General features: G+C 43.5%; 13 protein-coding genes and 1 other annotated feature. Of the genes, 3 read left to right on the top strand and 10 right to left on the bottom strand.

Going from position 1 to position 13,371, the window contains the following annotated elements; genetic code table 11:
- Nucleotides 1-79 precede the first annotated feature (79 nt).
- The 6 genes from C6Y03_RS17260 to acsA form a co-directional block, all read right to left on the bottom strand.
- Nucleotides 80-1,645, bottom strand: a complete 1,566-nt coding sequence (locus tag C6Y03_RS17260; RefSeq protein WP_223260771.1) for a BclA C-terminal domain-containing protein — start codon at nucleotides 1,643-1,645, stop codon at nucleotides 80-82.
- A gap of 283 nt (nucleotides 1,646-1,928) precedes the next feature.
- Complete coding sequence (locus tag C6Y03_RS17250; protein WP_106039676.1) at nucleotides 1,929-2,492, bottom strand: cysteine hydrolase family protein; 564 nt, start codon at nucleotides 2,490-2,492, stop codon at nucleotides 1,929-1,931.
- 86 nt (nucleotides 2,493-2,578) lie between these two features.
- A complete protein-coding gene (locus C6Y03_RS17245) occupies nucleotides 2,579-2,773 on the bottom strand; it encodes a hypothetical protein (protein WP_066030545.1) in 195 nt (64 codons plus the stop codon).
- Between the two features lie 100 nt (nucleotides 2,774-2,873).
- Entirely contained in the window at nucleotides 2,874-3,452 is a 579-nt protein-coding gene (locus C6Y03_RS17240; protein ID WP_374955746.1) for an esterase/lipase family protein, read from the bottom strand.
- Between the two features lie 320 nt (nucleotides 3,453-3,772).
- Nucleotides 3,773-5,041: a tyrosine--tRNA ligase gene (gene tyrS, locus C6Y03_RS17235; protein ID WP_060597019.1), complete on the bottom strand. Its 1,269-nt coding sequence runs from the start codon at nucleotides 5,039-5,041 to the stop codon at nucleotides 3,773-3,775.
- Nucleotides 5,042-5,094: 53 nt separating this feature from the next.
- Nucleotides 5,095-5,333: a binding site (T-box leader), on the bottom strand.
- 59 nt (nucleotides 5,334-5,392) lie between these two features.
- Nucleotides 5,393-7,117 (bottom strand): acetate--CoA ligase, encoded by a 1,725-nt coding sequence (gene acsA / locus C6Y03_RS17230; protein WP_066030543.1) that lies wholly within the window; start codon nucleotides 7,115-7,117, stop codon nucleotides 5,393-5,395.
- A 155-nt stretch (nucleotides 7,118-7,272) separates the two neighbouring features.
- On the opposite strand from acsA, the gene C6Y03_RS17225 reads away from it, so the two are divergent.
- From C6Y03_RS17225 to C6Y03_RS17215, 3 genes are read left to right on the top strand one after another with little or no spacing between them, the layout of a single operon-like run.
- Entirely contained in the window at nucleotides 7,273-7,905 is a 633-nt protein-coding gene (locus C6Y03_RS17225; protein ID WP_060597021.1) for a GNAT family N-acetyltransferase, read from the top strand.
- Between the two features lie 39 nt (nucleotides 7,906-7,944).
- Nucleotides 7,945-8,586: a CBS and ACT domain-containing protein gene (locus C6Y03_RS17220; protein ID WP_106039675.1), complete on the top strand. Its 642-nt coding sequence runs from the start codon at nucleotides 7,945-7,947 to the stop codon at nucleotides 8,584-8,586.
- Complete coding sequence (locus tag C6Y03_RS17215) at nucleotides 8,583-9,743, top strand: acetoin utilization protein AcuC (protein ID WP_106039674.1); 1,161 nt, start codon at nucleotides 8,583-8,585, stop codon at nucleotides 9,741-9,743. Before C6Y03_RS17220 ends, C6Y03_RS17215 begins: the two co-directional genes overlap by 4 nt.
- A 42-nt stretch (nucleotides 9,744-9,785) precedes the next feature.
- Here the strand turns inward: C6Y03_RS17215 and ccpA are convergent, their stop codons facing one another.
- The 4 genes from ccpA to C6Y03_RS17195 form a co-directional block, all read right to left on the bottom strand.
- Nucleotides 9,786-10,787, bottom strand: a complete 1,002-nt coding sequence (ccpA, locus tag C6Y03_RS17210; protein WP_034665514.1) for a catabolite control protein A — start codon at nucleotides 10,785-10,787, stop codon at nucleotides 9,786-9,788.
- A gap of 450 nt (nucleotides 10,788-11,237) precedes the next feature.
- Nucleotides 11,238-12,314 (bottom strand): bifunctional 3-deoxy-7-phosphoheptulonate synthase/chorismate mutase, encoded by a 1,077-nt coding sequence (locus tag C6Y03_RS17205; protein ID WP_003217626.1) that lies wholly within the window; start codon nucleotides 12,312-12,314, stop codon nucleotides 11,238-11,240.
- Between the two features lie 217 nt (nucleotides 12,315-12,531).
- The gene (ytxJ, locus tag C6Y03_RS17200; protein WP_034665511.1) at nucleotides 12,532-12,855 is read right to left on the bottom strand and encodes a bacillithiol system redox-active protein YtxJ; all 324 of its coding nucleotides are present in this window, start codon (nucleotides 12,853-12,855) and stop codon (nucleotides 12,532-12,534) included.
- Nucleotides 12,856-12,888: 33 nt separating this feature from the next.
- Nucleotides 12,889-13,359 carry a YtxH domain-containing protein gene (locus C6Y03_RS17195; protein ID WP_034665507.1) on the bottom strand — a complete coding sequence of 157 codons (471 nt, stop codon included), beginning with the start codon at nucleotides 13,357-13,359 and terminating at the stop codon, nucleotides 12,889-12,891.
- Between the last annotated feature and the right edge of the window lie 12 nt (nucleotides 13,360-13,371).

Below are 13,371 nucleotides of genomic sequence, written 5' to 3'. Positions count from 1 at the left end.
TCCAAGAAACGGCTGAAAAAAGATATTCAAATGAAAAGGTCCTTTTGAGTGCTTCTATAAGCATCTCTAAACATTTAAGTTAGTCTAATTTTTTAATAACAATAGAAGCGTTCACGTTTGTTTGAGTCCCTCCTGCTAGAGTTTGAAGAGTAACTGCTGCTGCGGAAGTATGGTTTACAAGAGTAAGCGTGTCACCCGCTGCTAGAGCGAGGATGGCCTGACCGTTATTCTGTTGAGTACCAGCTCCTGAACCATAAACTGTGTTCGTCACAGGAGCTCCATTTACAAATAGAGTGAATTGATTTGGCTCTACGCCAGAAACTGAAAAAGTAACCTCATAGTTTCCTGGATTGGTCACTATAATTTGAGAAGTTCCAGGGGCATGTGTAATACCAGGAGTAGTAATTCCAGTTGAGTCAAAAATCACCGGGGCTTCTAAAGCTACTGTTTGAGCACTTAGATTGTATACATATGCAAATTCAGCTAGCCCTGCACCTGTGACTCCCGTGGCTCCTGTTGGACCGGTCGCTCCGGTATCTCCTGTAGCCCCTGTCGGACCAGTGGCTCCGATATCTCCCGTGGCACCCGTTGGACCAGTGGCTCCGATATCTCCCATGGCTCCCGTGGCTCCCGTGGCTCCTGTTAGACCGATTGCTCCCGTATCTCCTGTAGCCCCTGTCGGACCAGTGGCTCCGATATCTCCCGTGGCTCCCGTTGCTCCTGTTGGACCGATCGCTCCCGTATCTCCTGTAGCACCTGTCGGACCAGTGGCTCCGATATCTCCCGTGGCTCCCGTTGCTCCGGTGGCTCCGATATCTCCCGTGGCTCCTGTTGGACCGATCGCTCCCGTCGCTCCGGTATCTCCTGTGGCACCTGTTGGACCAGTGGCTCCGATATCTCCGGTGACACCCGTTGGACCAGTGGCTCCGATATCTCCCGTGGCTCCTGTTGGACCGATTGCTCCGGTATTTCCTGTGGCTCCTGTTGGACCAGTGGCTCCGATATCTCCCGTGGCACCCGTTGCTCCAGTGGCTCCGATATCTCCCGTGGCTCCTGTCGGACCCGTCGCTCCGATATCTCCCGTGGCTCCTGTCGGACCCGTCGCTCCGATATCTCCCGTGGCACCCGTTGCTCCAGTGGCTCCAATATCTCCCGTGGCTCCTGTAGCCCCTGTTGGACCGATTGCTCCGATATCTCCTGTAGCCCCTGTCGGACCAGTGGCTCCGATATCTCCCGTGGCACCCGTTGCTCCAGTGGCTCCGATATCTCCCGTGGCTCCTGTCGGACCCGTCGCTCCGATATCTCCCGTGGCACCCGTTGGACCGATCGCTCCGGTATCCCCTGTAGCACCTGTTGGACCGATTGCTCCGGTATCTCCTGTGGCTCCTGTTGGACCAGTGGCTCCGGTGGCTCCTGTAGCTCCGGTGGCTTCTGCGGCCCCTGTAGGTCCAGTGGCTCCTGTAACTCCTGTAGCTCCTGTAGCTCCTCGAATCCCTCGTAATCCCCGTAATCCTCGTCGCCCTACAATTACTTTTGTTTCACAAATGATGCAACAGTTTGATTTTGATAGTTTATGTTTACAATAAGGGCATTTTTTATACTTATCACAACCCATCAGTTGTTCATCTCCTTTATCATTATTCATATGTTACATCCGTAAATAGGTGCAGATAAGTAAAACGTACAAAGAATAAAAAGATAATCGTAGAATAAACATAATTTGCTAGAGTCTTCCAAAAGTCTTTTGGTTGTGAAAATTTGATTGTATTTTGCGCTAAATTTGTCTATGGTTTTTTCATGATGACTAGCCAGTCTCAAGAAGCTATTCAAAACCATATAATCTATCATGAAAAAAATCCCCTAGAATTCCAGAGGATTTTTTTGTTACATGGTTCTCTCAAGTATTATTAAGCGTATAACGATATCTTTTATTTTACCATCCAATTACTAATCAATTGATCTGTTGTCATGACAGTAGCAAATTCATCATGCAGTGTTGCAAGTGATAGCCGATGAATCATTTCGGGATCATAATATGTACCGTTTTGATCTGTTAGTCCAAAGGCGGCAACTGCATCTGAGATAAGGTACGTATCAAAGCCTAGATTGCCGCTCATTCTTGTTGTCGTTGACACGCAGTGAGGGGTTGTCAATCCTGTGATCACGACCGTGTTAATATGGTTTGACCTTAACTGTTCATCCAAGTTTGTGCCAATAAAGCTGCTGTTGACTTTCTTTCGTATCACCGTTTCTTCCTCTAGCGGTTTGGCGATATCTTTGAAGAGATGCCCTTCATTTGCCGGATGAAATAAGGAGTCCGGCTTGTCAGATGTATGCTGCATATGAATCACTGTCCAGCCTTTTTCTCTCCAAAACGTCAATAAACGACTGATATTTTTCTCTGCATCTAGATTATTTCGTTCTCCCCATTTTTCATGCTCGAACGCCTTCTGTACATCCACAATGATCAAAGCCTTTTGATTCTTTTGCACAAACGCCCACCTCCGTAGATTCTCATTTACTACATGTAGTGTAAGGAATGGTGATCCATTTGTACATGCTTTTAATGATGTTTTGCCTATTTTTGCATCAAAAAAACAAACCACACACTGGCAACGATGTAATAGATACCAATGATCGATGTACAGTTGGACATCACCTCGCCTATTTGAACTGATTTAACAAACTTCATCCAGATGAAATAGATGAGGAGAAATGAGCACGGATAATAAGGGAAATATCCTAAAAAATATTGCTTGAGTTTTTGTGTCATCATTTTACCTCCATTATAACCTTCTTTCATCATCTAGCAGCTGTCATATGTCCGATGACATCAAAAAAAGACAGCACAAGTCGCTGTCTTCTTTCATTTTTTAATTCGTATTCTGTCCCCCGCCATTCAGTCCTTCTTTGATATAGCCTTTGACTTGGCTTGAAGCTAATAGACCGATGTGACCAACCCCGTGAATGAGGACGTTTCTTGCGCCAATTAAACGCGAAAGGCTGTTGACGACGATAAGATCGGCTGAGCTATAGACAGAGGTGTAAAGGATTTTTTGATTTGGATCGGTGCCTGGTAATGCTCTGAGTGAAACGAGTCCATTCGCTCCACCAAGTGTGACGACGTTTTCTATTTTATCGCCGCCGTCTAGATTCTTAATATAGTATAACGTGTTCGCCCCGCCCATACTATGCGCCACAATATCTACTTTTTTGGCACCCGTTTTGTCTAGCACATCTTTGACGAATCTGGATAAACGCGGACCATTGTTGCGGTTATTACCTGTTTTGTCTATGAAATCGATAGCAAATAATTGGTTTCGATCCCATCCTTGTGATACCAAGTAACTTTTAATCGAAGCAAAGTTATAAGACGCACCGCCCATGCCATGTACCATCACAACCGGATTATGCTCAGCCGCTTTGATCTCTTTTGGCTGGATGAAGGCCATTGAACCTATCACTAATGCAAGTGCAACAAGAATTTGCAAACTCTTTTTCTTAAAACGAATCACTTTCATTCCCCCTTATTCATCTTATTCGAACTCTATTTTATATAAGAAAAATATGTCAGAAAAGTGAACAAGGCACTGTTTGTTCAATCAATTTATAGAAAATAAATAATGAAAAAGCACCTTTGACTTTCTCAACGCCAATGCCAAAAGACTAGACAAAGTCTCTTTGAACAGTCTATTAGACTCTTCAAAGAGCACTCATCTCTCATTTTGCATAAAAAAAGCAGCCGGTTATCGCGGCCGGCTGCCCATCGTTCTTATTTGTAATTCACAAGGAAGTATTTCTTTTTCCCTCTTCTTAAGACAGTAAATTGGTTTTCAATTCGGTCTTCAGCTGAAAGGACGTAGTCTTTATCGGTTTGTCTCTCTCCGTTGATGGAAACTGCACCATTTGTGATGTCTTCACGTGCTTGACGTTTTGATGGAGACAGCTTTGATTCAACAAGGACATCGACAAGTGTTAATTCTTCTGTGCTGCTTTTCTCCATTGATGGAACATCTTTAAAGCCTACTTTGACTTCTTCGGCTGAAAGAGATTTGATCTCGCCTTTGAATAGCGCATTTGAGATGTTGACAGCCTGTTCTAGTGATTCACGGCCATGTACAAGTGTCGTGACTTCCTCTGCTAGACGGCGCTGTGCTTCACGCTTTTCAGGTGCTGTTTGCACTTTTTCTTCGTACGATGCGATCTCTTCTTTCGATAAGAACGTAAAGTATTTTAAGTATTTCACGACGTCACGGTCATCTGTGTTGATCCAGAATTGGTAGAACTCATAAGGAGACGTCTTTTCTTTATCTAACCAGATGGCGCCGCCTTCTGTTTTACCAAACTTCGTGCCATCTGCTTTAGTGACAAGCGGCATCGTTAGACCGAATGCTTTTGCCCCTTCTGCTTCAGACTTACGGATCAGCTCAAGTCCAGATGTGATATTTCCCCACTGGTCGCTTCCACCGATTTGCAGCTTACAGTTTTCATTTCTGTAAAGGTTTACGAAATCTAAAGATTGCAGGATGACATAGCTGAACTCTGTGTACGAAATCCCTGTCTCAATCCGTGAGCTGACGATATCTTTTGCCAGCATGAAGTTCACACCGAAGTTCTTTCCAATATCACGAAGGAACGTGATGACATTCATTTGGCTGATCCAGTCGTAGTTATTCACGATAACGGCTGGGTTCTCGGCTGCTTCAAAATCAAGAAATTGTGACAGCTGTCCTTTAATTTTCTCTGTCCATTGTTCTACGATTTCTGCAGGGTTTAGTGAACGCTCTGCTTTTTTGAAGCTAGGATCGCCGATTAGTCCAGTCGCGCCGCCAACAAGGGCAATCGGGTGATGGCCCGCTTCCTGGAATCTACGTAATGTTAAAATTGGCAATAGATGACCAATGTGCAAGCTGTCAGCTGTCGGATCAAAGCCGGAGTAAAGCTTGATTTTTTCTTCTGCTAATAATTTTGTTAAACCTTCTTCATCTGTTTGCTGCTGAATTAATCCTCTGAACGATAACTCTTCCATCAATTGACTCATATCCAATTCTCCTTTTTTTACAATTCAACATAAAAAACGCCCCTTCGAATGAACGAAGGGACGATATATATCGCGGTACCACCCTGCTTAAAAGACAACAAATCACGTCTTTTCACTTACACTGATAACGGACAGATCCGTTCTTTCACTAATCAGGGCAGCATGCATGCTCCTTTTCGTAAAAGCGGTTCGTGAGGGTAATTCGAATACCTCTTTGTACTGACTCGCACCAGCCGTCAGCTCTCTTGGACAGGGAAAGATAATTCTACTGAATCTCAGTCAAAACCTTTACATATTCAACTAATGTCATTTTAAACATACTTTTGGTATCAAGTCAACTGATGAAAAAAATTAATCTTCCATTGTCGATAGGTCGCCAGCCGGTAAATTCAGTTCCCACGCCTTTAGCACACGTCTCATAATTTTTCCGCTTCGCGTTTTAGGTAGTTTGTCTTTAAACTCGATTTCTCTCGGTGCCGCATGTGCAGCGAGTCCTTTTTTCACAAACGTACGAATCTCTTCTTTCAGCTCATCTGTCGGCTCATATCCACTTCTGAGCGCAATGAATGCTTTAATAATTTCACCGCGGACTGGATCTGGTTTTCCAATGACACCAGCCTCTGCAATGGCCGGATGTTCGACCAGCTTACTTTCCACCTCAAAAGGACCAACCCGCTCTCCTGATGTCATGATCACATCATCGACACGTCCCTGGAACCAAAAGTATCCGTCTTCGTCCATATAAGCTGAATCTCCTGAAACATACCAATCTCCCGGCATAAAGTAAGATTCATATTTTTCAGGATTGTTCCAGATCGTATGCATCATAGACGGCCAGCCTTTTTTGATGGCGAGGTTGCCCATCCGGTATGGCGGAAGTTCATTTCCGGCATTATCGACAATCGCCGCTTCTACGCCTGGAATCGGTTTCCCCATTGAACCTGGTTTGATGTCCATGCATGGATAATTACAAATCAGCTGTGCACCGGTTTCAGTCATCCACCAAGTGTCATGAATTCGTTTGCCAAATACAGCGTCTCCCCATCGGATGACTTCTGGATTTAGAGGCTCACCTACACTTAACACATGACGGAGCGAGCTGAGATCATATTTTTGAATGAGGTCATCTCCTGCTCCCATCAGCATTCTAAAGGCAGTCGGAGCACTGTACCAAACGGTCACACCTAGTGATTCAATGGTTTCATACCACGTATCAGGGTTAAACCTGCCGCCTAAAATGACATTCGTCGCCCCATTTAACCATGGTGAAAAAATGCCGTACACTGTGCCTGTTACCCAGCCTGGGTCAGCTGTACACCAGTAGACATCGTCTTCTTTCAGATCAAGCACCCACTTACCGGTCTGGTCTTGCTGCACCATTGCGCCATGGACATGCAGCACACCTTTTGGCGTACCTGTGGACCCTGACGTGTAATGAAGCAGAAAGCCGTCTTTTTCATCCATCCATTCAATCTCAAGGTTCTTTGCTGCCTGCTCAAACGCCTCTTCGTAATGGATTGTCCGAACGCCATCGACGTCTTCCTTTTCACCGCCGACAATGATGACGGATTCAAGCTTCGGAAGCTCTGCAAACGGAATTCGTTCAAGCAGATCCGGCGTTGTCACAATGACCTTCGCCTCACTATTTTCTAAACGGTCTTTGACCGCTCCTTCCATAAATGCCTCAAATAACGGACCAACGATCGCACCAATTTTGACTGCGCCAAGCAGAAGAAAATAGAGCTCAGGTGATCTTGGCATAAAGATAAATACGCGATCCCCTTTTTGCACATGCGCCTTTTCTCTGAATAGATTTCCCGCTTTATTTGTGTTGATTTTCATATCCCTGAACGTATACTTTTCATCACGCTGTGAATCTTTGTAGTGAAGCGCCACCTTGTTCTTACGAAACGAGTCCGCATGTCTGTCAATCGCTTCATAGGCTGCATTTATGTTTCCTGTTTCATACCACGAGAAGTTTTTTCTTGCTTCCTCCCATGAAAATTCTTTGTATGCCTGCTCATAATCATTTAAATGATAGTCCCCTTTTACTGATGGCAGCGTTTCCAATTTCATCAAACAGTCCCCCTTTGCATACGTTTACAATGACCATTATAGTATAGATGACTTTTTTTCTCAATTTTTAAAAAACTTATGGTGAAACCGTTTTAATTCTTGCAAGTTTTAAGATAAAATAGAGACGACTCACTAGAATTTGAGGCGGTGGATACGTGGAGCATCCTAAAACTTATTATTCAAAAACCATTGAGCAAGAAACAGGTTCCATCCTTATTGAAGGTCCGGTACCTGCACCAGAGCTTGCGAACTATACCTTTCATGAAGGACTGACGGCATTTCGCACGCCTGAGGAACAGAAACAAGCACTTGTTGAAATAGCAGACCTTCCAGAAGGACGTATTATCATTGCAAGAATGGATGAGCTTGTCGTAGGCTATGTCACGTATTTGTATCCTGATCCGCTTGAGCGCTGGTCAGAGGGTAACATGGAAAATTTAATCGAGCTTGGCGCGATTGAGGTCGCTCCTCCATTTAGAGGCTGCTCACTTGGCAAGCATTTACTTGATGTGAGCATGATGGATGAGCAAATGGAGAATTATATCATCATTACAACTGAATATTACTGGCATTGGGATTTAAAGGGGACAAAGAAAAACGTGTGGGAGTACCGCAAAATGATGGAGAAAATGATGAACGCAGGCGGTCTTGTCTGGTTTGCAACAGACGAGCCAGAGATTAGCTCACATCCAGCCAATTGTTTAATGGCCAGAATCGGGAAAAATGTGAGTCCTGATTCGATTGAGCGTTTCGATCGTCTTCGCTTCCATCAACGCTTTATGTATTAACGTTCAATTCGTTTTTTTGGCAAAGGGGATTGGTAAACAATGATGATTGAACAAATTATGGAGCGTGATGTGGTCACGCTGCGAAAAACCGATACGATTGAAGAAGCCATTCAAAAAATGAGTGCACATCACATTCGGCATATTCCGATCGTATCTGATCAAGGTTCTGTCATTGGGATGGTGACAGATCGGGATATTAAAAATGCCAGTCCAAGTATATTTGAAACAGAAAAAAGACAGCTCTTTATTCAGCGTCCTGTTGAAGAGATCATGGTATTAGAGACGATCGCTGCTCATCCGCTTGATTTCGTTGAAGAGATTTCAAGTGTCTTTTTTGAACACGGAATTGGCTGCCTTCCAGTGGTGAGACGAGGCAAGCTCGTAGGCATTATCACAAAGACTGATTTGCTTCGTACGTTTGTCAGACTGACAGGTGCAGATCAGCCTGGGTCACACTTAGAGGTTGAAGTGGACCAGATGACAGAAGGCCTCGCAGACATTACGGCCATTTTAAAGGAGCAGCATATTCAAATGCTGAGTGTGCTCGTGTATCCGCATGCAAATGAAGCTTCTAAAGTGCTCGTATTCCGCCTTCAAACCATTCATGCAGATCATGTGACGAAGCTGATTCGTGCAAAAGGCTATAAGGTGCTGTGGCCAATGGAGCAGACGATCAAATGAAGGAAGCGACCTTTGTTTTTTCACCCTCTTTTCAAACGTACCAATTTCACCAAGACCATCCCTTCAATCAGCTTCGTGTCTACTTAACATATGATCTTCTTCAAAAAATGAAGGCGTTAACAGATGATGAGATCGTCGCACCGCGTATGGCGACACTGGAGGAATTAAAGCTCGTCCATACAGCCGATTATATTCAAGCTGTGCAGCGGGCTAGTGAAGGAAAGCTCTCTACAGCAGAGGGTGAACGCTACGGCCTTGGCACGGAGGATACACCGATGTTTGCAGGTATGCATGAGGCAGCTTCTCTCCTTGTTGGCGGGACATTAACAGCCGTTGACCAAGTAATGATGGGACACTCGCAGCATGCACTCAATCTTGGCGGCGGACTTCACCACGGGTTTAAAGGACGTGCATCTGGCTTTTGTATATATAATGACAGCTCCGTGGCAATTCAATATATTCAAAAGACATATGGTGCAAGAATTTTATATATTGATACAGATGCCCATCATGGAGATGGTGTACAATTCAGCTTCTATGACGACCCAGAGGTCTGTACGGTCTCTATTCATGAAACGGGGCGCTACTTGTTCCCTGGAACTGGACAAGTACAGGAAAGAGGTCACGATAAAGGCTATGGCTACGCTTATAATATTCCGCTTGATGCATTTACAGAAGACGAATCGTTCCTCGAAGCATACCGAACAGCAGTGACTGAAATTGCTGCTTTTTTTAAACCAGATGTGATATTGACGCAAAACGGCGCGGATGCACACTACTATGATCCGTTAACCCATTTATCTGCCACCATGAAAATATATGAGGAAATTCCTAGACTTGCCCATGAGTTAGCGCATCAATATTGTGATGGCAAATGGATTGCTGTTGGCGGAGGGGGATATGATATTTGGCGTGTCGTTCCAAGGGCATGGAGCCTGATTTGGCTTGAGATGAAAGGCATCACACCGCCGGCTGAACTGCCTCAGGACTGGGTTCAGGCTTGGCATAAACAATCGCCTGTCAGCCTGCCATCGACATGGGGAGACCCTGACGATTTATATCCACCGATCCCAAGAAAAGCAGAAATCACAGAAAAGAATGCTCAAACTGTAGAAAAAGCACTTATGCCTGTAAGAAGAGAAAAGAAAAATGCATAAGAAAAGCAGGCATTCACTAATGTGTAAGCCTGCTTTTTCGTTTTATTTTGTTGATTGTCTTTCTTCAATTCTGTGCGGAAGCTCAACAATTTGATCGTCCACTTGTTCTTTGTTCATCAGCTTTGTCAGCAGTCTCATTGCGACAGCGCCAATATCATAGGTCGGCTGAACAACTGTTGTCAGCTGAGGACGCACCATGAGAGAAAGTCTCGTGTTATCAAAGCCAATCACTTCTAAATCCTCAGGAATCGATACGCCTCTATCTTGTGCTCCGTGAATGACACCTAGCGCCATTTCATCGGTAGCCGCAATAACAGCTGTCGGCTTGTCAGACTGCTCAAGTAAATGAGCAAGTGATTCAATTCCAGAATCATAGGAGTAATCGCCTTCAGCGACGAGCGCATCGTCAAATGCGATGCCCGCTTCTTCAAGCGCACGCTTATAACCTGCAAGCTTTCTCATAGAGTTAATCGGTTCTGACATTGGGCCAGATACGAAGGCAATTCGCTTATGTCCTTTCTCAACTAAAAGCTGGACTGAATCATAAATCGCTTGCTCGTAGTTGATATTGACAGATGGTGTTTGAGCCTGCTCTTCAACAGATGCTGCAAGAACAATTGGCACAGGAGAGCGCTTAAATTCTTCAACAAGCACATCTGTGATGTTTCCGCCCATAAAGACAATCCCATCTACTTGTTTACCTAGCATTGTATTTAATAGATGAAGCTCTTTATCGGTATTTTGATCTGAGTTGCTTAAAATGATGTTGTACTTATACATCGTGGCGATATCTTCAATTCCGCGAGCAAGCTCCGAATAGAAGATACTAGAAATATCAGGGATGATCACCCCAACTGTTGTAGTTTTTTTACTTGCAAGGCCTCGTGCCACAGCATTCGGACGGTAGCCAAGACGATCAATCGCTTCAAGTACCTTTTTTCTTGTTGTTGGTTTTACATTCGGATTACCATTCACTACGCGTGATACCGTTGCCATACTTACATTTGCTTCTCTTGCTACATCATATATTGTAACATTATTCACATAAATCACTCCTTCAAATACACTTCATATCTATAGCATTCACCAATTGGATAGAGACATGTCAGATACGAGGAAAATAATATCCTATTTGTCATTAAAACGATGAAAAGAGACACATAATTTTTCAATCTACATCAAAATGACATTCTTTTATGAAATTATACACGTTTTTTCACCATATGAAAACGTTCCCTTTCTTTTTATAACTAAATTAAACAAACTTTAATGAGCTTGTTACCTGTAAATTGAATCATATTTCATGAAAAATCGCCGAGAACGTCAGCTATGACAATGATCTTAGCAGATTCTATCGAATTTTAAAAATGAAAACATTGTGAACAAGCACTTTTGAGGCTTGTAATGTGCTCTTTTCCTTTCATTCCCAATCTCATCATATTTTATCCATAGAAAAACCGCCGGGCAGTTATCCGGCGGCTTTTCTATCTATGATTACGCGTGAATGTTGACAAGTGGTCTTAACGCATCTAACCATTTTTCGAATTGAGGAATGTCCATTTGCTGCGCTGAGTCAGATAGAGCAACAGATGGATCTGGATGCACTTCTGCCATGACACCGTCTGCTCCAATCGCAAGAGCTGCTTTCGCTGTTGGAAGGAGAAGATCTCTACGTCCAGTTGAGTGCGTCACATCAACGAATACTGGTAAATGTGTCTCTTGTTTCAAGATTGGCACTGCAGAGATATCAAGTGTATTTCTTGTCGCTGTTTCGTATGTGCGGATACCGCGCTCGCAAAGGATGATTTGGTCATTTCCTTGGGCGATGATGTATTCAGCTGCATTGATGAATTCTGAAATAGTCGCTGCAAGACCACGCTTTAAAAGAACTGGTTTCTTCACAGATCCGGCTGCTTTTAATAGCTCGAAGTTTTGCATGTTCCGTGCACCAATTTGGATGACATCGATATGCTCAATCGCTTCTTCAATATGAGCAGGATTGACGATTTCACTAATGACAGCAAGACCGTATTCATCCGCTACACGCTTTAGAATTTTTAGACCGTCTACACCAAGTCCTTGGAAATCGTATGGACTTGTGCGAGGTTTAAATGCACCTCCGCGAAGTAGTTTTAGTCCTTGCTGTTTCGCTGCTGCCGCAACTTCTGCGACTTGCTCGTAGCTTTCAACAGCACATGGTCCAACGATGAAGCGCTGTTTCCCATCACCGATCGCTTCTCCATTGATGTTCACGATTGTATTTTCCGATTTTTTCTTACGAGAAACAAGAAGTGCTTTGCTGTGGTCATCTTCTTGAAGCTCTAGACCTGCTTTGAAAATCTCTTTGAAAATATGCTGAATCGTTGAGTTTTCGAACGGTCCATCATTTGCTTCAAGAATTTGGTTCAGCATTGTGCGCTCTCTGACAGGATCATAACGGTTGACACCTTGCGCTTCTTTCGCCTTTCCAATTTCTTTTACAATGCTTCCTCTTTCATTGATCAGTTTTAAGATTTGAAGATTTAGTTCATCTGCCTGCTGTCTCAATTGTTCTAGTTCATTGTTGCTCATTTTTGTCATCCTTTCCTCTGCCTGTTCTCGCTTTTTATTTTTTCATTCTCTCATGATAGGGTTTATTATAAACAAAGATTTCGGAATTGTCACGAAAATTTTCTTTATTACCCAAACGCTTTTAAGCGATAAAGTATTATGTGTAAGATTATAGCATACTTTTGGTTGAAGTAAACCTTTTTTTATAAAAAAACGTCAGCAATTGCTGACGTTTCTTCTACAGATTATGTTCAAGCGCTTCTTTTGTAATGCTTGAGTGAGATGCATGCCACTTCACTTTTCCACCGCTAAAGACGAGTGCCTGGGGACTTTCATGCTTTACCCCCGACTTTTCAGTCACATAGGATGAAAGCTCTCTTGTGTTTTGGATTTGCAAGAAATAAGTAGGCACGTCTTCATGTGCAGACGCAAATGCTTCAAACTCTTGAAAAGCCGCTTGGCTGATCGGACATGTCAAACTGTGCTTAAAAAAGACAAACGTCCCATCTTGATTCGTTAGTTGATCAAACTGTTCTTCTGTTTCAATGAGTTGTTTTGACATGATGTTCTCCTTCTTCACTCCGAGCAGTGAGAGTTAGCCTTTAGTCGATTGTTCTACTTTTTCTTTGACATCTTTGATGCCATCTTCAATTTCTGATTTCGCTTCTTGTGCTCGTACTTTTGCTTCGTCTGCTACATCTGAAGCTTCATTTGCTAGGTCAGCTGCTGCATCTTCTGCTTCACTTTTCACATGATTAGCTTTTCCAGCTGCACGCTCTTTTATGTCTTTCACTTTGTCTAAAATCTGGTTTGACTGTTCTGCTACCAGTTGGGACAATTCAGACGTTTTATCTTTCGCAATCGTCACATATTCAGTGCCTCTTTCTTTTGCATCTGTTGTGAGGCGATCTGTTTTTTCTTTTAAAACATTCGCTTGGGTGTTCAAATCATCGCGAAGCTCTTTCCCTGACTTCGGTGCTAAAAATAAGGCTGTTGTTGCACCAACAATTCCACCAATAAGTGTTCCGATCAAAAAGTCTTTGCTATTGATTCCGTCTTTGCTCATGATTATTCCTCC

Origin of the sequence: Bacillus sp. LNXM65, from assembly GCF_002998575.1 — a bacterium.
Taxonomy (GTDB): domain Bacteria; phylum Bacillota; class Bacilli; order Bacillales; family Bacillaceae; genus Bacillus.
The sequence above is the reverse complement of the archived record's forward strand: the minus strand, read 5'-3'. Positions and strand labels throughout refer to the sequence as shown.

Bases quoted from the DNA above. Each gene is read 5' to 3' on its own strand.
- C6Y03_RS17260 (WP_223260771.1), bottom strand. From the start codon at position 1,645: ATGAATAATGATAAAGGAGATGAACAACTGATGGGTTGTGATAAGTAT.
- acsA (WP_066030543.1), bottom strand. From the start codon at position 7,117: ATGAAATTGGAAACGCTGCCATCAGTAAAAGGGGACTATCATTTAAAT.
- ytxJ (WP_034665511.1), bottom strand. From the start codon at position 12,855: ATGTCAAAACAACTCATTGAAACAGAAGAACAGTTTGATCAACTAACG.
- C6Y03_RS17240 (WP_374955746.1), bottom strand. From the start codon at position 3,452: ATGGCCTTCATCCAGCCAAAAGAGATCAAAGCGGCTGAGCATAATCCG.
- tyrS (WP_060597019.1), bottom strand. From the start codon at position 5,041: ATGAGTCAATTGATGGAAGAGTTATCGTTCAGAGGATTAATTCAGCAG.
- C6Y03_RS17215 (WP_106039674.1), top strand. From the start codon at position 8,583: ATGAAGGAAGCGACCTTTGTTTTTTCACCCTCTTTTCAAACGTACCAA.
- C6Y03_RS17220 (WP_106039675.1), top strand. From the start codon at position 7,945: ATGATGATTGAACAAATTATGGAGCGTGATGTGGTCACGCTGCGAAAA.
- C6Y03_RS17245 (WP_066030545.1), bottom strand. From the start codon at position 2,773: ATGACACAAAAACTCAAGCAATATTTTTTAGGATATTTCCCTTATTAT.
- C6Y03_RS17195 (WP_034665507.1), bottom strand. From the start codon at position 13,359: ATGAGCAAAGACGGAATCAATAGCAAAGACTTTTTGATCGGAACACTT.
- C6Y03_RS17205 (WP_003217626.1), bottom strand. From the start codon at position 12,314: ATGAGCAACAATGAACTAGAACAATTGAGACAGCAGGCAGATGAACTA.